Consider the following 23801-nt stretch of genomic DNA (forward strand, 5'->3'; position numbering starts at 1 on the left):
GCCTTCGGTGGGCCAAATCGGCCCACCGGGTTCGTTGCGGCGCTCGCCCGATATCCCGTATCGCGCGTCGCGGCCCACGCCTGCCCGGATGAACCGATTTGGCCCATCGAATCGATCCCCTATAACCATGAACCGCTCTAGGTCCCTGCCTAGGCCTGCGAGCCCGCCGCCGCCTTGATCCAGGTTAACAGGATCGGAGCTCATTTGCGCCTTGGCGGCTCGCCGGTGGTCCTGCCCATAGCGCCGATGCCGGCCGATCGCAATGGCGCACAAGAAAGCCATGCGGCGGCCGCGCGGCGCATCAGTCCGAAAGACAAAGGCTTTTTTCCGAACCGGGCCGACAGGCGCATCGAAAAAATATACTTCGGGCCGCCCGCAGCCCGCGGCGCGACGCGTTCCCGCACGCCGTCTGATCAGCTAACTGTCTGCAAACAATGACAAAAAAGAGCCGCAGCCAGGCCGTGGCACGGCGCTTGCTCCTCTGAAGTCGAGACAAGGACTGCAAACCCAGGTGGCCGAGATGAGCGACAGAACCAGAATTCTTATCGTCGACGACGACACGGCGGTCCGCCGGAGCTACCTGCGGTCGCTGGAAAGCTTCTCCAGCAATGTCGAAGCCGCCGGCGACGGCGAAGAGGCGCTGCAGACGATGGAGCGAAAGCCCTTCGACGTCGTGCTGCTCGACATGCGCATGCCGGGCCTGGACGGTTTGTCGGTGCTGCGCACCATCAAACAGAAATGGCCGGAGAGCGAGGTGGTGATCATCACCGGCTACCCGACCGTGGACAGCGCCAAGGAGGCCGTGCGCCTCGGGGCGTACGACTATCTCGCCAAACCGGTGGGTCCGCAGGACGTGATCAATGTCGCCGACGGCGCCGCGACGCGCAAACGCTGGGCGCTGCATCGGGTAGCGGAAAAATCGGACGCGGCCGGCCGCCCCTGCACCGCCTGAAGAACACCGCCCTGTTCGCGCTCGCCCCGTTCATCGCCCTCGCCTATGTCATCGCCCTGCCCTTCGTCGGCCTCGGCCTTCTGGCCGTGACGGCGGCGCGGGCGGCGGCTGTATAACAAAAACGTGCCGCTCAGAAATTCTATAACCTATTGAAAATAATCAATATCCTTTGGCGCCACGGACCCATCCGTATAACAAAAATATACTTCACGTCGTCTGCGAGCCCCGTCAAATTCGCTCATTGGCCATGTGGGGCAGCCTAACCAATTGCAATTCCTCCACTTTTTGGTTTGCCAGAGCATTTGGCACGACCCTTGCTCATCAATAATCGAGCTGACAGATCAGACAAGAGGCCTCGATAACGAGACCGGAAATAACAGGAGCAGACCATGACCGCATTACGCAAAGTGCTCGTTGTCGATGACGACCCTGTCGTCGGCAAGAGCTTCGACCGGGTTCTCTCCGGCAAGGGTTACGCCGTCATCACCGCCGAAAACGGCGAGGAGGCGTTGCGCAAGCTGAACGAGGAAGATTATGACCTCGTCTATACCGACATCCGCATGCCCGGAATGAGCGGGCTTGAGGTCGCCGAAAAGGTCAAGGCGCAGAAGCCGTGGACCCCGGTGGTGATCATCACCGGTTACGGTACCGAGGCTGCCGAAGCCCGCGCCAAGGCCGCAGGTGTCGCGAGCTTCCTGCACAAGCCGCTGTCTCCCGAGATGATCGAGGTCAGCGCCAGCGACGCGGTCGCCGCCGCGGTGGCGGTGCCGATGGCGGCCGAAGCCCCGCAGGCCGAGGCGGCAGTCTCCGAAAGCGCACTGAAGAACATCGCCCTGTTCCTGGCCGCGCCCTTCATCGCTCTGGCCTATGTCATCGCCCTGCCGTTCGTCGGCCTCGGCCTTCTGGCCGTGATGGCGGCGCGGGCGGCGGCCAAGCGGGCAACGGTGCGGACGATCGGCCTGGCGCTGAAGAACACCGCCCTGTTCGCGCTCGCCCCGTTCATCGCCCTGGCCTATATTGTCGTCTTCCCGTTCATCGGCCTGGCGATGATGGCCTGGATCGGCGGCCGGGCGTTGGTTGGGGTCGGCGTGCGATATCTGCGGTAGATCAATTACAACTCGGCCGGGATGGCCGCAGATAATGCAACAGACGCGAACATCATCCGGGGGGTCGAAGGACCCCCCGGATGATGTTGAGACCGACGGTTCCATTGGGGGCACAAATGGAGGCCTACAGAGCCTTGCCCAAATCCTCGCAATCGTTTCCACCCATCGGCTTTGTCATTGCGGCCGTGACCGCGGCGCTGGTCTTCCTTCCCGCCGCCGCGCCGGCGCAAGAAGCGCTTTCGGACGACGACCAGCTCTGTCTCAGCTGTCATGGCGCCGAGGGCATGGAGAAGACGTTGGCGGACGGAAGCACGCTGCCTCTGCATGTGCCTGCCGACATGTTCGCCAAATCCGTGCACGGCGCCATCGGTTGCGCCGGCTGTCACGCCGACATCGATCCTGCCGCCCATCCGCCAAGCGACAAGGACATTGAGAGCGCGCGCGGCTACGCCATCGCGTCGACCGAAGCATGCATGGGCTGCCATGCCGAAATGGTCGAACACTGGGAAAAGAGCGTTCACGCGGCCCTGGTCCGCGTCGGCAATCCGACGGCCCCGATATGCACGGACTGCCATAGCCCGCACGCGGTCATCAAGGACCAGGTGGCGACACTGGACCAGACGCCCTGCAAGAACTGCCATGGGGAGATCTTCACCGCCTATCTCGGCAGCATGCATGCAAAGGCCAGGCGCGGTTCCGATGAGAGTATTGCGCCGATTTGCTCAGGCTGTCACAGCGCCCATGATGTGCAACCCACCGTGCTCGGCGAGGGTCCGAAGGCGGCCTGTTCCGGCTGTCACTCCGACGCCCTGGAGGCCCACCAGAAATGGCTTCCCAATGCGGGCCTGCATTTCGAGGTCGTGTCCTGTCCCGCCTGCCACTCGCCGGCAGCGCAGCGCAAGGTCGATCTCCTGCTGGTCGACAGTGAAGACCGGGCGATCGGAACCGAACAGATCGGTGTGCCGCTGCTCGAAGCCAGCGCGCGTTCCAATGGCCAGGGGCTCGATGCGCTGACGCTGTGGAACCTGCTGCAGACCTTCAACCGCGAGGGGATCGGCGGCAAGACCATCCTGCGCGGCCGCCTGGAGGTCCGCACCGGTCCGCAGGCCCATCAGCTTGCCGACAAGAGCCAGGCGCTCAGCGACTGCCAAACCTGTCATAGCGCGGGATCGGAGGCCTTCGACAGCGTCACCATCTCGCTCGCCGGACCGGCCGGCGAACGCGTGCGCTTCGGGGCAAGCCCGGAGGTGCTGAGCTCGGTGATCTCGCTCGATTCGGTGAGCGGCTTCTATGCGATCGGCGGCACCCGGATCAAGATCCTCGATATTCTGCTGATCATGGCCGTCCTCGCCGGCCTTGCCGTTCCCATCGGGCACATGACCATGGGATGGGTCTTCAAACGCTACTTCTTGGTCCAGCGGCCGACCGACGGCGGCGATCGGCCGGCCGGCGGCGACGGTCCCAAGGCGGCATGACGGCGCGGCAGCGCGGATAAGGAACGGCCACATGCAGACAATCTACGTCCACCCGCTTCCGGTCAGGATCTGGCATTGGACCAATGCGGTCGGCTTCGTCCTGATGATTCTCACCGGGGTGCAGATCCGTTATGTCGGGCTGATCGACGTGATGTCATTCAGGTTGGCGGTCACCGTGCACAATTGGGTCGGCTTCGTGCTAATCGCCAATTTCTTCCTGTGGTTTCTGTATTATCTGTTTTCCGACCGGATCAAGGTCTATCACCCGGAGCTGAGCCCACGGAAGCATTTCCTCGGCAGCTTCCGGCAGATGCAGTACTACGGCTACGGCATCTTCAAGGGCGATCCCAATCCGTTCCACATCAGCATCTATCGCAAGTTCAATCCGCTGCAGAGCATGCTTTACCAGATCATCATGCTGCTGCTCGTGCCGATCCAGTTCTATACCGGCATCCTGTTGTGGGACGTGAAGGGCTTCTCCGGCCAGGTCGACTTCTTCGGCGGCGTGCGCATCATCGACACCGTGCACGTTCTGATCTTCATCTTCTTCGTCGCCTATGTGCCGATCCACGCCTATCTCGGCGCCTTGGGCCACACCGCGTCGGCGCATTACAAGGCGATGCTGAGCGGCTATGAGGAGGTGGAGGAGTCGGAAGCGGCCGAGCCCGAAGCTGCGCCATCGGGCGATGTCCGCTCCAGCTGATCGGATTGCACCTAGAGCGGCCGCGGCCGTCAGGGGGATAGCCATTTACGATTCTTCGGGGGTCTCGGCGTCGTCGACGCCGTGTTCAGTGTCGCGCACGCGGATATTGTATTTCTTCATCAACGCCTGGAAATTCGGGCGCTGCATGCCAGTGTCCTCGGCGCTCCTGGTCACGTTCCACCCATTGCGCTTCAGCGCCTCGAGCACGAACTGTTTCTCGATCCCTTCAACCGACTTCTCGCGCGCCGCCTTCTTGACGCGCTTGAGTTCATCGCCCGTGCGCGGCACCGCGAGCTCGGCCTGCAATTGGGATGGGTCGATGATGTTGACCAGTTGGGCCTGACGAATGATGTTGCCGCTGGCCAGGATCGCGGCCCGGTGCATGGTGTTTTCGAGTTCGCGCACATTGCCCGGCCAGCGGTGATTGACGAGTACGCTCATGGCGCCTTCGGAAATGTGGGTGATGCTCTTGTCCAACTCCGCGCTGAACACCTTGAGGAAATGGTAGGCGAGCGGCGGAATGTCGTCCTTTCGCTCGCGCAACGCCGGGACGTGGATCGGGAAAATATTGATCCGATAAAAGAGGTCGTCACGGAAGGTGCCGGCGGCCACCATGGCCTTGAGGTCCCTGTTGGTGGCGGTGACCAGCCGGAAATTGGCGGTCTGGGTCCGGGTGTCGCCGACCGCCCTGTATTCCCGCTCCTGCAGGACGCGCAGCATTTTGGCTTGGATCGCCAGGGAGAAATTGCCGATCTCGTCGAGAAACAGCGTGCCGCTGCCGGCAACTTCGAACATGCCTTTCTTGTTGGTGACCGCGCCGGTGAAGGCGCCCTTGACGTGGCCGAACAGCTCGCTTTCCAAGAGGTTCTCGCTCAACGAATTGCAGTCCACCGGAACGAACGGCTTGTCCTTGCGCAAGCTGTTGTAGTGGATCGCGCGGGCGACCACCTCCTTGCCGGTTCCGCTTTCCCCGGTGAGCAGGACGGTTGAATTGGTGGGCGCGCACTGCGCGATGAGGCGATAGACGGCCTGCATTTGCGGGCTCGAACCGATGATATTCTCAAACCGGTATTTCGAGCTGACCTCGGTCCTGAGGTTGAGATTCTCCTGCAAGAGCTGCCGCCGCTCCAGCGCGCGCTGCACCAGAAGTTTGAGCTCGTCCGGCTCGAACGGCTTGGAGAGGTAATCGAAGGCACCGAGCTTCATCGCCCGCACCGCGGTGTCGATTTCCGACAGGCCGGTGACCATGATGACTTCCACGTTGGGATGCGCCTCCTTGACCCGGCGCAGCACCTCGAGGCCGTCCATGTTGGGCATCATGATGTCGAGGATCATCACGTCGTGAGGATTCTCCTCGATCTTGCGCAGCGCCTCCCGGCCGTCCCGCACGGCCTCGACCTGGTACTCGCCGTCGCCGAGAATGCGCAGACAGCTCCTGATGACGATTTCCTCGTCGTCCACGACCAGAATTCGCGCGCTCATCGAACGCTCCCGCCGGTATCGTTTTCGGGCGCGGGGGTATGCAGCGGCAGAAAAACGCGGAACGTCGATCCTACTCCGACCTTGCTTTCCACTTCGATCAGCCCGCCATGGGCCTGGACGACCCCGTGACTGACGGAGAGCCCCAATCCGGTTCCCTTGCCCACGGCCTTGGAGGTGAAGAACGGATCGAAGATCCGCTGCAGGTTCTGTTCCGAAATGCCGCAGCCGGTATCGACGATCGATATTTCCACCATCGGTTCGGGTTCGGCACCCGGCGCGGGCGCCCGCGGCTGCGGCGAAAGGCGGGTGTGGACGGTAATGCTTCCCTTCTCCTCAATGGCGTGCTGGGCGTTGACGAGCATGTTCATGATGACCTGCTTGATCTGATCCGCATCAATCCAGATCTGCGGCAGCGTCCGGTCGAGGTCCAAGCTAATCTCGATATCGTGCAGATGCGCCGGCCGTTCGACGAGGCGGACCGTGTCCTCGATGACCTGATTGAGGTCGGTGAATTTCTTCTCCGGTGGTTTTTCACGGGCGAAATCGAGCAGCCGCTTGATGATGGCCGCGCATCTCTTGGTTTCCCGGATCACCAGATCCATGTCCTCGGCGTCCGCGCTGCCGTCCGGCATTTTCTGCCGCAAGAGATGCGAAAAGGTCAGGATGCCGGTCAGGGGATTGTTCAATTCATGCGCGACGCCCGAGGCCAGCAGCCCGACCGAAGCCAACCGTTCCCCGCGCATCGTCTCCGCTTGCGCGAGACGCAGTTCCTGCGTCCGATCCTCGACTTTCTGCTCCAGCGTATGCCCCCAGTCGCGCAACTGAGACTGCGATTTGCTGAGAGCGTCCATCATGGTGTTGAACGAAGCGGCAAGCTTGCCGAGTTCGTCGGAACTGCGCACCGGAATCGACTCCTCCAGATTGCCGGCGGCGAGCCGTTGCGCCCCGTTTTCGAGGTCGCGCAACGGCAGATAAATTAGGCGGTGAACGAAGATGCCGACCGCCAGCGCGGCGATCAAGATAAATCCCAGAGAAAAGCCGGCAACGCCGAGCGTGCTGGTGCGCAACCTCTGATCGATCTCGTCGAGCGAATAGACGATGTCGAGAACGCCGAGGACGGTCTTCTCCTTCGGATGCTGATGGCAGGCAGCGTTGTAGCAAGCCGGCTCGTTGCGGATGACTTCCATGCTGCCGAGGAGCCGCTTGCCGTTCGACCCCGTGAACGTCCAGGTTCGCTCGCTCTCGGGAACTTGTTCGAGCGGCCGCTCGCTTTGATGGCAGAGCGAGCAGGCCTCGGCGTTGCGGTCCACCGTTTCGCCGATTTCAGGCGCGTAAGTCGAATGGATGATCCTTCCCTCTTTGCTGAATATCCTCACCAGGTCGATTTTTTCCTGATTGGCCACATCGTGGATGATCTGGTCGACGTAGGTGGGCTGGTTCTGCAGCATGGCGAAGCGGGTGCTCTTGGTGATCACCTCGGAGAGCTGGGTGACGTCATCGGACACCTTGTCGACGATTTCCTCGTATAGGAACCAGGCGACCAGCCCGGTGAACAAAATCATCGCGGCCGAGAGCGCAATCGTGAGGTAAAGCACGAGCTTCGACTTCAAGGTTTGCGGGCGCATGAGTGCCGTCACTTTCCTTCCAGCGCCGGAAAGGGCCACAACTGTTCAACAGCGTGAACCACCGCCAAACCCGTCGCGGCCCGCGGGCCCAGAGTCCGCCCACTGAATAATTACTTAGCCGTTCATCGCAGACCGGCCATTGATGCGTGTCAAACGGCGCCCAAGCGGCGAATCGGTGCCCAAATCTATACGTTTCGGACGCAACTCGAGCGGTTCATGGTTATAAGGGATCGAATGGTCTCCTATGACCAGGAACCGACCTAGTCCCGCAGTGCCGGAAGAGCGCGATAAAGATCGAGTGCGTCTGGATTGGCAAGCGCCTCCTTGTTCTTCACCGGACGGCCGTGGATGACGTCGCGGACGGCAAGTTCGGTGATCTTGCCGCTCTTGGTGCGGGGTATTTCGGCGACCTGCACGATCTTGGCCGGGACGTGCCGGGGCGAGCAGCCGTCGCGAATGCGGCGGCGGATCTTGCGCGTGAGATCGTCGTCCAATGCCAGCCCTGGCCGCAAGACGACGAACAGGATAATCCGGACATCGCCGGCCCAGTCCTGACCGACGGCGATGCTTTCCAATACTTCGTCCAATTGCTCGACCTGCCGGTAGATCTCGGCCGTGCCGATGCGCACCCCGCCGGGATTGAGCGTGGCGTCGGACCGGCCGTACATGATCATGCCGCCATGCTCGGTCAGCAGCACATAGTCGCCATGATGCCAGACGCCCGGATAGCGTTCGAAATAGGCCTGCCTGTAGCGGCTGCCGTCCGGATCGTTCCAGAACCGGACCGGCATCGACGGAAACGGCCGGGTACAGACGAGTTCGCCTTTGACGCCGGTCACGGACCGGCCGTCTTCGTCGAACACGTCGACCGCCATGCCGAGTCCGCGACACTGGATCTCGCCGCGCCACACCGGGGCCATGGGGTTGCCGAGGACGAAGCAGCCGATGATGTCGGTCCCGCCGGCGATGGAAGCGAGATGAACTTCGCGCTTGATCGAGCCGTAGACGAAATCGAAGCTCTCCGGCGCCAGCGGCGATCCGGTAGAAGTGATGGTCCGGACCGAAGCAAGATCGTGGCTTTGCATGGGGCATAGACCGGCCTTGGCCACGGCGTCGATATATTTGGCCGACGTGCCGAAAAGGCTCATGCGCTCCGCATCGGCAAAGTCGAACAGGACGTTGCCGTTCGGATGGAAAGGAGAGCCGTCATAGAGAAGCAGCGTCGCCTGCGAGGCCAGCGCCGAGACCAGCCAATTCCACATCATCCAGCCGCAGGTGGTGAAGTAGAACACCCGGTCGCCCGACCGGATGTCGCAGTGCATCCGATGCTCCTTGACATGTTGCAGCAAGGTGCCCCCGGCGCCGTGAACGATGCACTTCGGGGTGCCCGTCGTGCCTGACGAATACAGGATGAACAGCGGGTGATCGAACGGCAGGCGCCTGAAGGAGATTTCGCCGCCCTCAAACCCGTCGACGAACGCCGCCAGGCTCAAGCCCTTGGGCACCGACCCAAGCGCGGGTTCCTCGCCGCCATAGGGTACAATGACGACGCGCTGCAGCGACGGCATCTGCCTCGCGATCTCCTCGATGCGGGGCAGTAGGTCGTGCCGCTTGCCGTTGTAGAAATAGCTGTCCGCGGCGAACAGTACCTGGGGTTCGATCTGGCCGAAGCGATCAAGCACGCCGGCGACGCCGAAATCCGGGGAGCAGGAGGACCACACCGCGCCGATGCTCGCCGTTGCCAGCGTCGCGACGATGGTCTCGGGCATGTTCGGCAGGAAGCCCGCCACGCGGTCGCCTTCCGCGACGCCCGCCGCAACCAGCGCACCGGCAAGGCGGGCCGTGGCCGCATGCAGATCCGCCCAGCTCAGCCGGCGACGAACCCGATCCTCACCCCAGAATACGATCGCATCGCTGTCATCTCGACGCCGAAGCAGGTTCTCGGCGTAGTTGAGCCTGGCGCCTGGAAACCATCGCGCCCCCGGCATGCCGTTTTCCTCGACAAGGACGGCATCGCCCCAGGTCTCGGCGATGAGACCGGTGAATTGAATGAGCGACGGCCAGAACCGCTCCGGCGATCCGAGAGAAAACCGGTGCAGGTCGTCGTAAGTGCGGATGGCGAGACCGTAGTCCTTCTCCACCGCCTCGATGAAGGCGGCCATGGCGCTCGCCTCCGCGCGCCGGCGCGTCGGCTGCCAAAGCGGTCCGGGATCGGGAGTGCCCGTCATCTTGCGGCGCTCCTCTCGTTGCGGCCGTGTCGGCCGCGGCGTCGATACTAAAGCCTTTTAGCGGCAAGTCGTGCCGATGCCAAAGCCCATCGCGGCGAATCCGGCCGCCGATCGCTCCTGCCGCTAAACGCGAGCCGAGCCTGCACCGCCATGGACGTCCGGAAACTCCCCGGCCCCAGGCGAATAGCCCCCCAAAATGTCGATTCGCGTTAACCGTAATTATTGTGGTTAATCAGTAGGTTTACTTGAATTCCCTAGGTCTAAAGTTTAACGATTTTGGACCCTGCCACGGGCAGGCGTGACCCGCACCTGGGGGGATCAGGCAATGAAGCGTTCAATGACAATTGCGGCGGCGTCCCTGCTGTTTCCGATCATGGCCGGCACGGCTGTGGCGGGCAGCAGGATCGAGGCGTCGGTGACTCAGATCGGTTCGCTCAACGTGTCGTTTGCCGAGGAGCGGACCGACATCAATAAATTCAAGCTGACACAAATCGGCCGCGGCAACACGAGCCTCGTGATCCAGAGGGGAAAACAGAACACCGCCAACATCAACCAGCTCGGCATCGTCAACGTGTCGAACGTGTTTCAGGTGACCCAATTCAACAACAACGAGCCGGGCCCAGGCTATCTGTTCACTTACTCGCAGAACGGTTTCAACTACTCCGTTCTTTCGATGACGCCGATGTCCTTCAACAGGATCGGCAGACTGCGCTAGGCTTGAAAGGCTGCCGCCCGCAAGGGCCGGCATTTTCCGGACAAGACCGAGCGCCGCGCGTCAGAGGTCCCGTTCAGGCCGCCCGCGGAGCTCCCGAACCAGGTCCAAGCACCCCACTGCCGACACAGGCGTTGAACGGCTTCAACGCCTCAACTCTCCATCCCTAAAGCAGCTGTAACGGCACCGCCTGCCGCCAGATCCGGACCCGATCGGGTATCGGGTTCTGGGCGCGCACGCTGGCCGGCGATCCGGCGGGCTTCGTCCAGCCGGTCGATCGTCAATGAGCTGCTTTGGCGGTTGATCGCGATGGAAGGTCGTGCGGGCCGGCAACCGGGATCGGGCGCAAGAAATGCCTCAGCCATCTAACGAAATGGTGCAATTTTGGGCCATGGCCGCGCTCAACGCTACGCCCCGGCCGAAACCGGGCCGGGCCTATTCTTGAAACACGCCGATGGGGAGTTGATTTGGAAGCCAGGCGGGCTGCTGAGGGGGGCGGCATCGCCCCCCTGCTAGCGTTCGTCTTTGGCGGTCCTGTTCTGGTCTCGGCCCGCCGATGCGTTTCTGTTAGTCGTGCCGACGGTGGCGCCAAGAATGCTCGATCTGCGTCACGTCGTAGATGTTGATAAAGCCTTCCTGATAATTCTCGGAATAGTTGTTGTAGTCATCCACGAAATTGGATTCTTGACTCACGATATTGACGTTCTTGCCCCAGTTCGCGACGACTCCAATCTGGGTGTTGAAGTTGCGGTTACGCAACTTCGCCTGCTGATTGGCCGTCGCAATGTTGACGACGCCAAGCTGCTGGTTGGTGTTGATATTGATCACGCCGCGCTGGGTGACGTTGTTGCTGTTGAAGAAAGCGCCGCCCTGCACGCCGATCTGGGTCGACTCAGAGACATTGTCCGCGAAGGCTGTCGTGGAGAAAGAAACCGCCACAGCCACGGCGGCGAATACTGCACTACGAAGCATATTACCCTCCTATGCTGCATCAGATCCATTGGATCATGAAGGGTAACCCGCCGCCCTCACCCCAATGTGTCCTCCTGGCCCCGAAACTGGCGCTGCAATAGTGAGAAGTCAATACAAATTCGATCAATATTTGGCAAAACAATATTAACCTTAACTACAGTTCACGATTTTGCTGAAGTTTAACGTTAACCCGCCCGACCTAATACTTGCCGAACATCTTTGACGATGTGAGGTGAGGTGCCAAGAGGAGGCGGGAGTCATATGGTCGCCGGTGCGATCGGTCAACGGCCGGGCTCGGCCGTAATCGTGTTCAAACTCGATCCATGTGTGGCAGAGTCGCATCACTCGCGCTGCTCTTTGCGTTCACCGGCATACAGTCGCTTTTGGGTCGCGCCGCAACGGGGTACCGTATCGGCGGCTGGGTTGTCCGGTGCAGAGCGCGATGATGGTGCTTCAAGGGCCGCCGACGGTCGGCAATACGCCCGCGAGCATGGATTCGGCTCCGCGCCGGGCAAGACCGTGTTCGTCCCCATTCGGGGCACACGGAGCCTTGCCGCGCGCGCCTCGCAAACGGGAAGATTGCATGACTCGCCTCGTTTGCAAAGCGGCGCTAAGATGCAAGGAGATAGGCTGCTAACTGGCCGTAGCGGGCGATCGCAACAGGACGGTCGACTCGAATCCAGCGCACCGTGGGACAACAGGATAAGCCACGCGTGCGCCGCTGACGAAGGCCGGAGCAGCTTGGCGGAGTAGTTTGTAACGAGGGGGCCGCACGCCGATGTTTCCGGCAGTCGTAAGAAGATTTCTTCTGGTTCTTGGCAGCACATTTCTGGCGGGGATCGGCGGCGAAGCCCTTCTCGCGCCGGCCGTGGCGGCGGAACCTCGTGAACCCGTCTATTCCTGCGAAGCCTTGGGCAAGGGATTTATCGAATTTCCGGGCTCGGACACCTGCTTTTTTGTCGGCATCAACGTTGCGACGGAATATCTCAATGAATTCGTCGAGGACGAGTTGGATGTCCGGGTCACGCGCAATCCGGTGATCGTGCCTGGAGACGCGGTCGGCGAGGCGTTCGTGATCCTCGATACCGCCGATGTGAGCTCGTTTCCGAGCCTCACCCAGTTTCGCGTCAACGCCCGGACAAGCCTGACGACGGCCACGCCGACGGAGCGCGGCCCGCTGGTGAGTTACATCGGGGTGAGGTTCCTGCCGGAGATAACCGGCGAAGTGCGAACGCTGGTAACGCCGGGACCCGTCAGGCCGATCACCATCGAGGCCGACTCCGAGACGGCGCGACTGGAATATGCGTGGATCAAGTGGGCGGGCTTCACCGCGGGCCTGCACGGCTCGGTGTTCAATTTCGTTCCGGGTTTCAATTATAGCTCAAGCTATGCCTCGGACCGGAAGCTGGTTCTGTTTGCCTATTCGACGCCCGTCCACGACACCGCCGCCTTGACCCTGTCGCTAGAGGACAATGCGGCGCGCCGCGTCGAGGCCGGCGACTGGGCCACTTACGGCCGCGTCGAAATGCCCGACATCCTGGCCGCGCTAGACGTGGCCCGGGAGTGGGGAAATCTGCACGCGGCGGCAGCCGTTCACCGCATCAGCGACGCGGTCGCCTGCTGCAAGGCCGTCCCGCCCGACATCTACGACCACGCCTATGGCTGGGCCGCGACCGGCGGCATCGAATACCGCATGGAATTCGGCGAACAGCGTGGCCGGATTCTCCTTTCCGGCGCCATCGCCGATGGCGCCGTCGACTATCTGGGCATTCCCTATTTCGCCACCGACTACATCACCGATCGCGACGGTTCCGTGGTCACCACGCGCGGCGCCTCGGCGGTGGTGTCCTACGAGCATGTCTGGAACCCCAACCTCAAATCCGCCCTGTCCCTTTCCGTCTACGAGACCGAAACGGATGTGACCAACCTGAGGTGGCGGGTGCGCGGGCTCCTCGCCCAGGCCGGCATCGAATATATGCCGGCACCCAATTTCGTCATCGGAACCGAGGTCAGTTTCACCGCCGACAAGGCGGAATACACCTACCGCGCCCTGCCGCTGCCGCCCGGCGTCGGCACCGCGAACCACAGCGAAAGCGTCGACTTCTTCAGCGCCATGATCTACGCCAAGCGCCAGATCGGGCAATAGCCTCGAAGCCTAAGGCTCGACGACGCGGATCGGCTTGCCGCTAAGAAAGGCGAGAACCGCCTCGACCGTCTCGGGATAGAAGACGGCGTAGGTGTCGCGCGTCGAATAGCCGATATGCGGGGTGAGCAGCAGGTTCGGCACGCCGCGCAGCGGGCTGTCGGCCGGCAAGGGCTCGATGTCGAAGACGTCAAGCGCCGCGCCCGCGAGCCGTTCCTCCCTGAGCGCCGCGACGAGCGCGTCATAGTCGACGATCGGCGCCCGCGACGTGTTGACGAGGCAGGCGTCGGGTTTCATCAGAGCGATCTCCTCGGCGCCGACGATCCCGATGGTCCGCTCGGAGAGCTTGAGGTGGACCGTCACCGCATCGGCGGTTCGGAACAGCTGCTCCTTGGCGACGAGCCCGGCACCCGCCTCCGCCGCCCGCTCGGCCGTCAGGTTCTGGCTCCAGGCGATCACCTCCATGCCGAACGAGTTGGCGTGTTTGGCAACCTGGGTGCCGAGCCGGCCGAGGCCGAGGATGCCGAGGGTCGCGCCGCCGAGGTCGCGGCCGAGCTCCGCCTGCCAGCCGCCCTTGCGCATCTCTTCCATCTGCGCCGGCAGCTTGCGGAACAGGGCCAGCAACAGCGCCATGGCGAGCTCCGCCGTCGCCCGGCCGGGGGTGTTGGTGTTGCACACGGTGACGCCGCGCGCGTTGGCGGCGGCAACGTCGATCGAGGCGTTGCGGTGGCCGGTCGAGACGATCAGCTTGAGATCGGGAAGCCGGTCGATGACGCGCTTCGGCAGCGGGGTGCGCTCGCGCATGACGCATACGATATCGAAGGATTGGAGCCTCTCCACGAGCTTGTCCTCGTCGGCAACATGGTCGTTGAACACCGTCAGGGCGCAGTTTGCCGGCAGACCGGACCAGTCGGCGATTTGCCGCGATACGTTCTGAAAGTCGTCAAGAACCGCAATTTTCATGTGACCTCCGCAGCGCGCTGTTGCATTTCCCGGATTGCGACCTTCTGCCGCCAACAAAACGACCGATTGGGCGGGAGACTCCTTTATCCCGCCGAGGCGGTCAATGGGCTCAAGACCCGATCAATTCACCGGTCCCGTGCGGCATGCACGACGCCGAGGATATCGATGCGATCGTCCAAGACTTGGTAGACGACGATGTAGGGCAGGCTGGGCACGATGAGTTCCCTCGTGCCCGGAACCGTGCCGATGCGTCCCGACAATGGAAAAATGAGCAGCGGTTCAATCGCGTCGCGGATGCGCGCGAGCACCTTGACCGCCGCGACCTCACTGTCGCTGGCGACATAGTCGTAGATGGCATCAAGGTCGGATGCCGCCTCGGCGCGGTAGCGAAGCCTCATGCGCCAAGGCGTTTGAAGAGCGCGCGCACCTGGGAGTCGGACAGATAGTAGGGCTCGCCCTCCATGCGCCGCTTGATCTCCGCTTCCTGATCGGAGGACAGGCGCAGATCGCTCTTCTCCTGGGCAGCGAGAAACAGCAGCATCTTGGCCGCCTCGTCCTGCCGGCTGGCGGGCAGCTTGCGCACCGCCTCGATCGCCTTTTCGAGCAACTTCGTCATGTCATCCTCAATCTATCACATGTGACGAAACGCGAACCTCTCTTGCAGGCTCCGCCGCCTCACAGCGACAAGGACAGGGCGAGCACGCCGAGAAACGACAGCAAGATGCCGAGGATCGCGTGGGCATCGAAGCTTTCATGGTCGCGGTTGATGAAATAGCCGAAGATCATGCGGAAGATCAGCGACAGGCTCTGCAGCGGCTGCACGATGGTCACCGGCGCGACGCCTAGCGCCAGATAGCGGAACAACTGCGAAAAGGACACGCCGACGCCGGAATAGGCGAACCATTTCAGGGATTGGGGCTTGATCGCGCGCACCTGGAAGAAGAGGCCGGGCATGAGCAGGAGAAGGGCGACCACGGCGCAGGCTGCGGCATAGGAGACGAAGCCGCCGGCGAGGCTCAAGCCGGTATTGGCGAGGCCCGCCTTGATCAGCACCGGGCTCGTTCCGAAGCCGAGGGCCGCGAGAAGGGCGAAGATATAGCCCTCCGCCATGCGCGGCTTGAATCCCGGCTCGGCGGGCGCCTCGGCCGGCGCCGCCGCCGCGCCGGCGCTCTTCGCAAGCGCCCTGGCCTGGGCCTGGCGGCGCAGAATGTACATGGGCGCGCTGACGACGAGCAGGATGCCGGCGATCTTGAGCGGCGTCAGCGTCTCGCCGAGAAAGACGATGGCGAGCGTCAGCGAGATCAGGAGCTGGGTCTGCTGCACGGGGCCCGCGAGATTGGAGCCAACGGCGGCGAGCGAGCGGATATTGAAATAGCGCCCCCAGACGAAATGCATGATGCCGGCGGCGATCAGGAACATGACGTCCTGGCGCTCAAGCCGCGTGATCTGGCTCCACTCGCCGAAGATGAAGGCGGCGGCGAGGAACAAGGCCATGCCGAGCGGCATGGAGATGGCGAGCCCCTGAATGGCGGTCCCGGTGATGACGCCGCGCCTGGCGCTGGCATTGTTGAAGCCGAAGCTGGCGGCGGCGAGGACCCCGTAGACGATACCGAGCATTCTGCTGTTTCCCTGGCCGGTGCGCCGCCTTGAAGCGCGACAGAGCCCGGCTTTCTAGCACGATCAGGGTACCAAGCGCGACCGCTGGCGCATGATCTCCGTCATCGCCATATACAATCCGATAGCCCATTCTTGAGCCCGGCACGGATGGACGCGATGACAAATCCGGAACCGGCCATGACACAGCCGAAGGAGCATTTCGAGCTCTTTGCCCACGGCGCCGATGTCGGCGTGCGCGGGCGAGGGCCAAGCAAGGAGGCAGCCTTCGCCGCAGCCGCCCGCGCCATGACGGCGGTCCTCACCGATCCCGACAAGGTCAAGGCCGAAACGCAGGTGAGCCTCACAGTAGAGGCGCCCGACGACGAGCTGTTGCTGCTCGAATGGCTGAACGCCGTGGTCTTCGAGATGGCGACCCGCGACATGCTGTTCAGCCGCTTCAAGGTCACGATCGAGGGCCACCGGCTTACCGCCGATCTGTGGGGCGAGGCGCTCGACCGCGGCCGCCACGAGCCGTCGGTCGAGATCAAGGGCGCGACCCTGACCGCGCTCAAGGTCGGCCGGGAACCGGACGGCGGCTGGGTCGCCCAGACCGTGGTCGACGTATAGAGCATCGCTCGGAAAGGCATCGCCATGGAGCCGCGGAAATTCGTCCAGGTCTCCGACACCGAGTGGCGGGTCGAGCCGTTCGGGAGCATGCGCGTTCCCGCCATCATCTATGCCGACCGGGCGCTGATCGAGGAGATGGACGACAAGGTCTTCGACCAGGTCACCAACGTGGCGACGCTTCCCGGCATCGTGCGCGCCTCCTATGCCATGCCCGATGCCCATTGGGGCTACGGCTTTCCGATCGGCGGGGTCGCCGCCTTCAATGCCGAGGAGGACGGCGTCATCTCCGTCGGCGGGGTCGGCTTCGACATCTCCTGCGGGGTCAGGGCGATGCTGAGCGATCTCAGCGTAGCGGATCTCGAGCCGCACAAGCCGGCGCTCGCCGAGGCGCTGTTCGCCACCGTTCCCGCCGGCCTCGGTAGCCGCGGCGACATCCGTCTCGACGATGCCGAGATGACCGCGATGCTCTCGGGCGGCGCCGCCTGGGCGCTCGAACGCGGCTGGGGCGAGGCCGCCGACCTTATGCGCATCGAGGAGCATGGGCGCATGCCGGGCGCGCGTCCCGATTTTGTCTCCGAAAGGGCGCGCAAGCGCCAGCGCCGCGAGATGGGGACGCTGGGCTCCGGCAACCACTATCTGGAGGTCCAGGAGGTGGCCGAGATTTTCGACGAGGGGATCGCCGAAAGCTTCGGACTGACAAAGGGGCGCGTCATCCTGTGCATCCATTGCGGCTCGCGCGGGCTCGGCCATCAGATCGGCACCGAATATATGAAGGACATGGCGGTCGCGGCCGCCGAGCAGGGCATCGCCCTTCCCGACCGCGAGCTTGCCTGCGCCAGGATCACCTCGCCGATCGGCCAGCGCTATCTCGGCGCCATGCGGGCCGGGATCAACTGCGCGCTCGCCAACCGCCAGATCATCGGCCACCTCGCGCGTACCGCGCTCGACCGGGCAATCCCGGGAGCGAAGCTGACGCTGCTCTATGACGTCTCCCACAATACCTGCAAGGAGGAGCGCCACCGCATCGACGGCGAGGTCCGCGACGTGTTCATCCACCGCAAGGGGGCAACCCGCGCCTTCGGCCCCGGCCACCCGGATCTGCCGCAGGGTCTGAAGGCTTGCGGTCAGCCGGTGCTCATCGGCGGCAGCATGGGCACCGGCTCCTATGTGCTTGCCGGCACCAAGGAGAGCGAGGAGAAGGCCTTCTCGTCCGCCTGCCATGGGGCCGGACGGCGGATGAGCCGGCACCAGGCCTACAGGACCTGGAAGGGCCGCCAGGTGGTCGACGAGCTCGCAGACCGAGGCATCCTGGTACGCAGCCCGAGCATGCGCGGCATCGCCGAAGAGGCGCCCGGCGCCTATAAGGATGTCGGCGCCGTCGTCGACGCGGCCGAGGCCGCCGGCCTGGCGCGCAAGGTCGCCCGGCTCAAGCCGCTCATCTGCATCAAGGGCTGAGGCGGCGGCGTGGCGCCACCCCCATCTGTCGTCATTGCCGGACCTGACCCGGCAATGGATCTTCTTACGTCCCTGTCGCGCCCAACGGGCGCTCTCCGCCTCTTGTTGTCATCCCGGCCGCGGCGAAGCGGAGAGCCGGGATCCAGTAACCCCGGTGTCAATGCTTAGCCTCAGAGGATACTGGATCACCCGGTCAACCCGGGTGACGACGCATGAGGGTTGATCGGACCCCTGCCCTTTCTCCTTCGTCGTTGTCGGGCCTGACAAGCCGCGGTCGCTTCTCCGGATGACGAAGTGAGGCGAGCTCGGAAATGGCGGGCTTGCGGCGACCGGTATCGTCATGCAGTATAATGCTCTGAACAGCACATTATGCAGCAGAGACGGAAATTATGCAGGATTTTGCAGGAGCGTTCAGCCTCGCCTTCGATCTGTTGACGACCGGCGATCCGGAGCTGACCGAGATTGTCCGGCTCTCGCTGCGGGTTTCCCTGTCGGCGGTCGCGTTTGCCTGCCTGGTTGGCCTGCCGCTCGGCGCGCTCATCGCCGTCGCCCGCTTTCCCGGCCGCTTCATCGCCGTCGCCCTGTTCAACACGCTGATGGGGCTGCCGCCGGTGGTGGTCGGGCTCCTGGTCTACATGGCCTTGTCAAACGCCGGCCCGCTCGGCGTCCTCAAGCTGCTCTACACGCCGGGCGCCATGATCGTCGCGCAGGCCGTGCTGGTCACCCCGATCATCGTCGCACTGGCGCGGCAGGTGATCGAGGATTTGCACAATGAGTATGCCGAGCAGTTCCGCTCCCTGGTGGTGCCGTGGGGGAAGACCGTCGCGGCCCTTCTGTGGGATGCCCGCTATTCGCTCTTGACCGTGGCGCTCGCCGGCTTCGGCCGGGCCATCGCCGAGGTCGGCGCGGTGATCATCGTCGGCGGCAACATCGCCCACGTCACCCGAGTGATGACGACGGCGATCGCGCTGGAGACCTCCAAGGGCGACCTGGCGCTGGCGCTGGCGCTCGGCATGGTGCTGCTCCTCATCGCCATGGCGGTCAACGCCGCGGCGATGGCGCTGAAGGCGACGGCGGCAAGGCTCGCCTATGTTTGATCCCGCCGCCACGTCCGCCGCGAAACCCGCGAACGCGGCGCAAACGATTGCACGCGGCGACCTCCTGCCGCTCGCCGTCAGCGATCTTGCCTTCGAGGCCGGGGGAAAACGCATCATCGATTGTCTCGACCTGACGCTTGCCAGCAACGCCGTCACCGTGCTGCTGGGGCCGAACGGGGCGGGAAAGAGCGTGCTGCTGCGCCTGCTGCACGGGCTTCTCAAGCCGACAAGCGGCACCATTCTGTGGGGCGGCAAGCCGCCCTCCGACGCGCTGCGCCTGCGCCAGGCGCTCGTCTTTCAGCGGCCGGTGCTGCTGCGCCGCTCGGTCGCCGCCAATATCCGTTTCGCCCTCGGCCTGCGCCCGTTTTCCGACCGCGAGGAGCGGCTTGCCCGCGCGCTGGAGCTTGCCGGCCTCGCCGAGCTTGCCCGTCAGCCCGCCCGCGTGCTCTCCGGCGGCGAGCAGCAGCGCCTGGCGCTTGCCCGCGCGCTGGCGCTCGACCCCGAGGTGCTGCTGCTCGACGAGCCGACCGTCAGCCTCGACCCGGCCTCCGTGCAGGCCATCGAGGAGCTGATCGGCACCGCGCGGCGCGCCGGCATCATGGTCGTTCTGGTCACCCACGAACTCGCCCAGGCGCGGCGCATGGCCGACCAGGTGATGTTTCTCAACCGCGGGCGGATGACCGAGCTTTCGCCCGCCGCCCGGTTTTTCGACAACCCCGCCTCCAAGGAAGGACGCGCCTATCTGGAGGGCCGGATCCTGCTGTGAGCGAACGGGCTCGGCTCCGTCTGCATGTCTCCTGGACCCCGGCGAAAGCCGGGGTCCAGGGGCGACACACCCAAGCCCGTCGAAATGCCCTGGATTTCGGCCTGTGCCGGAATGACGGTTATTCGGAAGTGCGCACGGAGCTGCGCAGCATTGCGGACACCACGGCGTCCCCATCTAGGACGCGAGCCGCTAACTGCGCCCACTTGGGAGACAATGCAAATGGCTGACGTTCCGGAGCCGAAGATGTTCGCCGCTCATCATAAAAATCTGCCGCCGAATTTTCCCACCCATCGGCATAGTGCCGAGTTCTGGGAAGCCTTGGGGCGTACCGTTGCTACGTTCGGGTTTCTTGAACAAATGTTGGGAAAAGCCGTATTTTCTTTCACGGCAACACGACGCATTCCTGACGACGAAATAGAAGCGGAATATGAAAGGTGGCTGCCGACCTTGAAAAGGGCGCTGAGTGATCCGCTTGGCGGCCTGATCAAGTCCTACTGCAAAGCAGTGCGCGCGAATAGTAACGCGACTATAACTGAAGCCGACCTTGATGACCTCCTCAACGATCTTCGTAAGGTGTCTACCTATCGAAATGTTCTCTGCCACGGCTCCTGGAGCATTCCAGACGCCCAAGGGAGGTCTATTCCGTTCTTCGTTGATAAGAATATCAGAAAGTTTGATACGCCGATTGATGTTGCATTCCTTCAACGGTTGCAGGGGCATGTTGCCGAATTGACATGTGACGTAATCAACACCGTGACACATATGGGCTGGCAGTTTCCTGGTTCAGGCGGTCCTGGTACGCCTATCTTCCAGTCTCAGCACGGGAATGCCCGGGAGGGCTAGGCGACTCATCGTGGCACGGCACCACGGAGTTGGGTTTGCCACTTGGCGTCATTGCCGCAAAGGGAAAGAAGGGAGCAAACGCATGTTGAGACGAACCTTTCTGGGCCTGGCGCTGACCGGCGTCGCGCTTGCCGCCGACATCGGCGTGTCGCGGGCGGCCGACAGGTTCATCATCGTGCAGTCGACCACCTCGACGCAGAATTCGGGCCTGTTCGACCATCTGCTGCCGATCTTCACGGACAAGACGGGAATCGAGGTGCGCGTCGTCGCCGTCGGCACCGGCCAGGCGATCAAGAACGCGGCAAACGGCGACGGCGACGTGCTGCTGGTCCACGCCAAGCCGGCGGAAGAGAAATTCGTCGCCGACGGCTGGGGCGTCAAGCGATTCGACGTGATGTACAACGATTTCGTCGTCGTCGGACCGGCCGCGGACCCGGCCGGCGTTGCCGGCATGAACGATGCCGTGGCGGCCTTGAAGAAGATTGCCGAAGCCAAGGCCCCGTTCGCCTCCAGGGGCGACGATTCCGGCACCCACAAGGCCGAGCTTGCCCTGTGGAAGGAGGCTGGCGTCGACGTCAAGGCGGCGAGCGGCGGCTGGTACCGCGAGACCGGCTCCGGCATGGGGGCGACGCTGAACACCGGCGTCGGCATGGGCGCCTATGCGCTCGCCGACCGCGCCACCTGGGGCGCGTTCAAGAACAAGGGCGACTTCAAGGTCGCGGTCGAGGGCGACCCGAAGCTGTTCAACCAGTATGGCGTCATTCTGGTCGACAAGGCGAAGCACGCGAGCGTCAAGGCCGACCTCGGCCAGCAATTCATCGACTGGCTCATCGGCCCGGAAGGCCAGGCGGCCATCGCCGGCTTCAAGGTCGACGGCGAGCAGCTCTTCTTCCCCAACGCCAAGACGATGTGAGGGGGAAGGGGGCCTCACGGGCATGCTCGCCTCGCGAGTGTCCTCTTCGGGGGCGGCCTTTCGGCCGGCGCCGCATCCTTTGATCCCCGTCGCGCTGACGGCCGTACATCATTACCCCGGATGTCATCCGGGCCACGGCCGCTGATTTTCGTCGGCCATCCTGAGCTGCGACCGTCTACGTCGCTTTGATGCCGGTAAGCGATATGATGCGGTGGCGGAAGTCTTGAAATTCCGCCCCTCTGCCGGAGGTGATATCGGAAATCCGGTAGAAGCGATTCGTTGACGGGCTTTCTTGTTTCGCCATGTTCATGTCGATCTTGTCGACGTTGACCACGGTCCAGCACTCGACGTAACCCGCCGCTCGTGCCTTCTGGTGACTTTTTTCCGCCTCGCCGATTCGATTGTGAATGTTGGAAAAGTCGGAACCACCTTTCACTTCGATAGCGATTTTCTCACTGTAACTGCCCTCAGCCATTTCCTCGCGGATGATAATGTCCGGGTCAGGCGCGAACTCGACCAGAACGACTCGGCCGGCTGCGTTCTTGATTTTGATCCGGTTCGGGCGGGCATTCGTTACGGCGCTCTTGACAATTTCATGAATCGCATCAAAGACCTTCACGATGCCCAAAGTTCCCTTTTTGACGTTTGCTCCACCGCGAAGCTGCGGACCAAGCGTCAGCAAGGTCAAGTCGTCCAAGAGCGCACCGCTAACGCGGCTCGCGCCGAGTCCTTTCAGCAGAGTTGCTCCGGCGCGGGCCATCGCGTGACAAAGATCGGGTAGCAGCTTTGCATTGGCCGTGGACAGGGTGCCTTTCATCTCCATCGGCTGGAACCGCGAAACGCCCGTCTCTGGCGTGTAAAATTCCTTCCGACTGTACCCGTACAGCAAGCGATAATAGCCAAGTAGACGCGTGTTCGCGGTCAGCACAGGCGGAACGGCAAACATAAGCTCGCCGCGCAATCCATGACTCGCCAGCATCGCCAAGCTGGCCTTGGGAACGAACACGGCAAGGCTCTTGTCGAGTTCAGCGATATCGAGTGTCTTGACGGTGGCACTGAGCGCATCTTGCAGATATTGAGTCCGAATTCCGGCGAGCGCGACGGAGAAGTCGATTTGCAATTCCGGGTCCGGAATTTTGAGCATTACGCCGCGATTCTCACTATCGCCCTTTCGTCAGTCTCCAACCGTTCGGCCGCAAGCTCGACATATTCGCGGTGCAATTCGATTCCCACGTACCGACGGCGTAGCTGCTGCGCCACGACTCCCACCGTGCCCGAGCCAAAGAAAGGATCAAGGACGTAATCGCCCCGCCGTGTCGATGCCTCAATGCAAGGTTCAATGAGCGCCGGAGGGAAGGTGGCAAAGTGCGCACCAGGAAACGGTTGCGTGTTGATGCTCCACACCGTTCGCCGGTTTCGTCTACCGTGGCCGTTTTCTTCCATAATCGACTCGCGGTCGTAGTAGTACCGTTCGGCCTTCGTGAACATGAAAAGATATTCATGCGCGCGCGTCGGACGGTCCTTGACGCTTTCCGGTGTAACGTTCGGCTTGTGCCAGATGATATCCGCTCGCAGATACCAACCGTCATTCTGTAGTGCGAACGCCAGCCGCCATGGAATACCCAACAGGTCTTTGGGCTTCAATCCATCCGGTGTATCGGGCCGCACGGACATAGCCCGAGCAGGGTTCTTTCTGTCTGGCGCACGCCACCCGCGATTGCCGCTGGTATACCCGTCGCCGATATTGAGCCAGAAAACGCCGTCCTTTCTCAGGATCCGCCGGGCTTCCGTGAAAATAGATTGAAGGCAATTGATATACTGCGGCAACGCGGGCTCGAGGCCGATTTGATGCGGGAAAGCGTAATCTCGGAGTCCCCAATAGGGTGGAGACGTAATGATGCATTGCACGCTCTCATCCGGCAGCCGTTGCAGGACCGCGAGTGCGTCGCCCTCGAAGATCACCGAATCAGAAAATCGGATTACTTCTGGTTTGTCGACCTTTTGAGTTTTCATCGCCCCAGGAATGCCCCTGACAACATTTCGTATTTTGATTTGGACCTTTTACAATATCCAGCGGAAGGTGTTCAGACGCGACTCGGGCGCCGTTTGCAGTAACACCCCGACGACGTTGCGAACATACCAA

General features: G+C 62.8%; 23 protein-coding genes. 13 read left to right on the forward strand and 10 right to left on the reverse strand.

What is annotated here, in order from left to right; all coding sequences use genetic code 11:
• Nucleotides 1–174: 174 nt before the first annotated feature.
• The 5 genes from Q8P46_07550 (at nt 175) to Q8P46_07570 (ending at nt 4236) form a co-directional block, all read left to right on the forward strand.
• Complete coding sequence (locus Q8P46_07550; GenBank protein ID MDP2620016.1) at nt 175–438, forward strand: hypothetical protein; 264 nt, start codon at nt 175–177, stop codon at nt 436–438.
• Between the two features lie 82 nt (nt 439–520).
• Entirely contained in the window at nt 521–952 is a 432-nt protein-coding gene (locus tag Q8P46_07555) for a response regulator (protein MDP2620017.1), read from the forward strand.
• Nucleotides 953–1341: 389 nt separating this feature from the next.
• Nucleotides 1342–2058, forward strand: coding sequence for a response regulator (locus Q8P46_07560; GenBank protein MDP2620018.1), 717 nt, complete (start codon nt 1342–1344; stop codon nt 2056–2058).
• Between the two features lie 116 nt (nt 2059–2174).
• The gene (locus Q8P46_07565) at nt 2175–3533 is read left to right on the forward strand and encodes a multiheme c-type cytochrome (GenBank protein MDP2620019.1); all 1359 of its coding nucleotides are present in this window, start codon (nt 2175–2177) and stop codon (nt 3531–3533) included.
• Nucleotides 3534–3564: 31 nt separating this feature from the next.
• Nucleotides 3565–4236: a cytochrome b/b6 domain-containing protein gene (locus Q8P46_07570; GenBank protein MDP2620020.1), complete on the forward strand. Its 672-nt coding sequence runs from the start codon at nt 3565–3567 to the stop codon at nt 4234–4236.
• A 45-nt stretch (nt 4237–4281) separates the two neighbouring features.
• On the opposite strand, the gene Q8P46_07575 is transcribed toward Q8P46_07570, so the two are convergent.
• The 3 genes from Q8P46_07575 to Q8P46_07585 form a co-directional block, all read right to left on the reverse strand.
• Complete coding sequence (locus Q8P46_07575; GenBank protein ID MDP2620021.1) at nt 4282–5718, reverse strand: sigma-54 dependent transcriptional regulator; 1437 nt, start codon at nt 5716–5718, stop codon at nt 4282–4284.
• Complete coding sequence (locus Q8P46_07580) at nt 5715–7343, reverse strand: ATP-binding protein (protein MDP2620022.1); 1629 nt, start codon at nt 7341–7343, stop codon at nt 5715–5717. Before Q8P46_07580 ends, Q8P46_07575 begins: the two co-directional genes overlap by 4 nt.
• Before the next feature lie 260 nt (nt 7344–7603).
• Nucleotides 7604–9571 carry an acetoacetate--CoA ligase gene (locus Q8P46_07585; protein MDP2620023.1) on the reverse strand — a complete coding sequence of 656 codons (1968 nt, stop codon included), beginning with the start codon at nt 9569–9571 and terminating at the stop codon, nt 7604–7606.
• A 325-nt stretch (nt 9572–9896) separates the two neighbouring features.
• On the opposite strand from Q8P46_07585, the gene Q8P46_07590 reads away from it, so the two are divergent.
• Nucleotides 9897–10286 (forward strand): hypothetical protein, encoded by a 390-nt coding sequence (locus Q8P46_07590; GenBank protein ID MDP2620024.1) that lies wholly within the window; start codon nt 9897–9899, stop codon nt 10284–10286.
• 564 nt (nt 10287–10850) lie between these two features.
• On the opposite strand, the gene Q8P46_07595 is transcribed toward Q8P46_07590, so the two are convergent.
• A complete protein-coding gene (locus Q8P46_07595; protein ID MDP2620025.1) occupies nt 10851–11255 on the reverse strand; it encodes a hypothetical protein in 405 nt (134 codons plus the stop codon).
• 778 nt (nt 11256–12033) lie between these two features.
• Here Q8P46_07595 and Q8P46_07600 point away from each other — a divergent pair.
• Nucleotides 12034–13401 carry a porin gene (locus Q8P46_07600; GenBank protein ID MDP2620026.1) on the forward strand — a complete coding sequence of 456 codons (1368 nt, stop codon included), beginning with the start codon at nt 12034–12036 and terminating at the stop codon, nt 13399–13401.
• A gap of 9 nt (nt 13402–13410) precedes the next feature.
• On the opposite strand, the gene Q8P46_07605 is transcribed toward Q8P46_07600, so the two are convergent.
• From Q8P46_07605 to Q8P46_07620, 4 genes are all read right to left on the reverse strand, one after another.
• Complete coding sequence (locus Q8P46_07605; GenBank protein ID MDP2620027.1) at nt 13411–14361, reverse strand: D-2-hydroxyacid dehydrogenase family protein; 951 nt, start codon at nt 14359–14361, stop codon at nt 13411–13413.
• 125 nt (nt 14362–14486) lie between these two features.
• Nucleotides 14487–14759, reverse strand: coding sequence for a type II toxin-antitoxin system RelE/ParE family toxin (locus tag Q8P46_07610; protein ID MDP2620028.1), 273 nt, complete (start codon nt 14757–14759; stop codon nt 14487–14489).
• Nucleotides 14756–14977, reverse strand: coding sequence for a hypothetical protein (locus Q8P46_07615; protein ID MDP2620029.1), 222 nt, complete (start codon nt 14975–14977; stop codon nt 14756–14758). The genes Q8P46_07610 and Q8P46_07615 overlap by 4 nt, the downstream gene beginning before the upstream one ends.
• A gap of 59 nt (nt 14978–15036) precedes the next feature.
• On the reverse strand, nt 15037–15978 hold the full coding sequence (locus Q8P46_07620) for an EamA family transporter (protein MDP2620030.1): 942 nt from the start codon (nt 15976–15978) through the stop codon (nt 15037–15039).
• A 177-nt stretch (nt 15979–16155) separates the two neighbouring features.
• On the opposite strand from Q8P46_07620, the gene Q8P46_07625 reads away from it, so the two are divergent.
• The 6 genes from Q8P46_07625 to Q8P46_07650 all read left to right on the forward strand — a co-directional run bounded on the left by Q8P46_07625 (nt 16156) and on the right by Q8P46_07650 (nt 21658).
• Entirely contained in the window at nt 16156–16584 is a 429-nt protein-coding gene (locus Q8P46_07625; GenBank protein MDP2620031.1) for an archease, read from the forward strand.
• 24 nt (nt 16585–16608) lie between these two features.
• Nucleotides 16609–18039: an RtcB family protein gene (locus Q8P46_07630; protein MDP2620032.1), complete on the forward strand. Its 1431-nt coding sequence runs from the start codon at nt 16609–16611 to the stop codon at nt 18037–18039.
• Nucleotides 18040–18428: 389 nt separating this feature from the next.
• Nucleotides 18429–19136: an ABC transporter permease gene (locus Q8P46_07635; GenBank protein ID MDP2620033.1), complete on the forward strand. Its 708-nt coding sequence runs from the start codon at nt 18429–18431 to the stop codon at nt 19134–19136.
• A complete protein-coding gene (locus Q8P46_07640; protein MDP2620034.1) occupies nt 19129–19902 on the forward strand; it encodes an ATP-binding cassette domain-containing protein in 774 nt (257 codons plus the stop codon). Before Q8P46_07635 ends, Q8P46_07640 begins: the two co-directional genes overlap by 8 nt.
• 219 nt (nt 19903–20121) lie before the next feature.
• Nucleotides 20122–20745, forward strand: a complete 624-nt coding sequence (locus Q8P46_07645; protein MDP2620035.1) for a hypothetical protein — start codon at nt 20122–20124, stop codon at nt 20743–20745.
• A gap of 82 nt (nt 20746–20827) precedes the next feature.
• Nucleotides 20828–21658, forward strand: coding sequence for a substrate-binding domain-containing protein (locus tag Q8P46_07650; protein MDP2620036.1), 831 nt, complete (start codon nt 20828–20830; stop codon nt 21656–21658).
• 175 nt (nt 21659–21833) lie between these two features.
• Here Q8P46_07650 and Q8P46_07655 read toward each other — a convergent pair whose 3' ends face one another.
• Together Q8P46_07655 and Q8P46_07660 are read right to left on the reverse strand one after the other, a co-directional pair.
• The gene (locus Q8P46_07655; GenBank protein ID MDP2620037.1) at nt 21834–22802 is read right to left on the reverse strand and encodes an XcyI family restriction endonuclease; all 969 of its coding nucleotides are present in this window, start codon (nt 22800–22802) and stop codon (nt 21834–21836) included.
• Nucleotides 22802–23671 (reverse strand): site-specific DNA-methyltransferase, encoded by an 870-nt coding sequence (locus Q8P46_07660; GenBank protein MDP2620038.1) that lies wholly within the window; start codon nt 23669–23671, stop codon nt 22802–22804. Before Q8P46_07660 ends, Q8P46_07655 begins: the two co-directional genes overlap by 1 nt.
• Nucleotides 23672–23801 lie beyond the last annotated feature (130 nt).

Source organism: Hyphomicrobiales bacterium (assembly GCA_030688605.1).
GTDB lineage: Bacteria > Pseudomonadota > Alphaproteobacteria > Rhizobiales > NORP267 > JAUYJB01.

What these genes read in the sequence shown, in the direction of transcription:
- Q8P46_07600 (MDP2620026.1), top strand. Translation starts at nt 12,034, where the DNA reads ATGTTTCCGGCAGTCGTAAGAAGATTTCTTCTGGTTCTTGGCAGCACA.
- Q8P46_07635 (MDP2620033.1), top strand. Translation starts at nt 18,429, where the DNA reads ATGCAGGATTTTGCAGGAGCGTTCAGCCTCGCCTTCGATCTGTTGACG.
- Q8P46_07560 (MDP2620018.1), top strand. Translation starts at nt 1,342, where the DNA reads ATGACCGCATTACGCAAAGTGCTCGTTGTCGATGACGACCCTGTCGTC.
- Q8P46_07595 (MDP2620025.1), bottom strand. Translation starts at nt 11,255, where the DNA reads ATGCTTCGTAGTGCAGTATTCGCCGCCGTGGCTGTGGCGGTTTCTTTC.
- Q8P46_07640 (MDP2620034.1), top strand. Translation starts at nt 19,129, where the DNA reads ATGTTTGATCCCGCCGCCACGTCCGCCGCGAAACCCGCGAACGCGGCG.
- Q8P46_07580 (MDP2620022.1), bottom strand. Translation starts at nt 7,343, where the DNA reads ATGCGCCCGCAAACCTTGAAGTCGAAGCTCGTGCTTTACCTCACGATT.
- Q8P46_07605 (MDP2620027.1), bottom strand. Translation starts at nt 14,361, where the DNA reads ATGAAAATTGCGGTTCTTGACGACTTTCAGAACGTATCGCGGCAAATC.
- Q8P46_07575 (MDP2620021.1), bottom strand. Translation starts at nt 5,718, where the DNA reads ATGAGCGCGCGAATTCTGGTCGTGGACGACGAGGAAATCGTCATCAGG.
- Q8P46_07660 (MDP2620038.1), bottom strand. Translation starts at nt 23,671, where the DNA reads ATGAAAACTCAAAAGGTCGACAAACCAGAAGTAATCCGATTTTCTGAT.
- Q8P46_07555 (MDP2620017.1), top strand. Translation starts at nt 521, where the DNA reads ATGAGCGACAGAACCAGAATTCTTATCGTCGACGACGACACGGCGGTC.
- Q8P46_07630 (MDP2620032.1), top strand. Translation starts at nt 16,609, where the DNA reads ATGGAGCCGCGGAAATTCGTCCAGGTCTCCGACACCGAGTGGCGGGTC.
- Q8P46_07625 (MDP2620031.1), top strand. Translation starts at nt 16,156, where the DNA reads ATGACACAGCCGAAGGAGCATTTCGAGCTCTTTGCCCACGGCGCCGAT.
- Q8P46_07650 (MDP2620036.1), top strand. Translation starts at nt 20,828, where the DNA reads ATGTTGAGACGAACCTTTCTGGGCCTGGCGCTGACCGGCGTCGCGCTT.
- Q8P46_07590 (MDP2620024.1), top strand. Translation starts at nt 9,897, where the DNA reads ATGAAGCGTTCAATGACAATTGCGGCGGCGTCCCTGCTGTTTCCGATC.
- Q8P46_07620 (MDP2620030.1), bottom strand. Translation starts at nt 15,978, where the DNA reads ATGCTCGGTATCGTCTACGGGGTCCTCGCCGCCGCCAGCTTCGGCTTC.
- Q8P46_07615 (MDP2620029.1), bottom strand. Translation starts at nt 14,977, where the DNA reads ATGACGAAGTTGCTCGAAAAGGCGATCGAGGCGGTGCGCAAGCTGCCC.
- Q8P46_07655 (MDP2620037.1), bottom strand. Translation starts at nt 22,802, where the DNA reads ATGCTCAAAATTCCGGACCCGGAATTGCAAATCGACTTCTCCGTCGCG.
- Q8P46_07585 (MDP2620023.1), bottom strand. Translation starts at nt 9,571, where the DNA reads ATGACGGGCACTCCCGATCCCGGACCGCTTTGGCAGCCGACGCGCCGG.
- Q8P46_07610 (MDP2620028.1), bottom strand. Translation starts at nt 14,759, where the DNA reads ATGAGGCTTCGCTACCGCGCCGAGGCGGCATCCGACCTTGATGCCATC.
- Q8P46_07570 (MDP2620020.1), top strand. Translation starts at nt 3,565, where the DNA reads ATGCAGACAATCTACGTCCACCCGCTTCCGGTCAGGATCTGGCATTGG.
- Q8P46_07565 (MDP2620019.1), top strand. Translation starts at nt 2,175, where the DNA reads ATGGAGGCCTACAGAGCCTTGCCCAAATCCTCGCAATCGTTTCCACCC.
- Q8P46_07645 (MDP2620035.1), top strand. Translation starts at nt 20,122, where the DNA reads ATGGCTGACGTTCCGGAGCCGAAGATGTTCGCCGCTCATCATAAAAAT.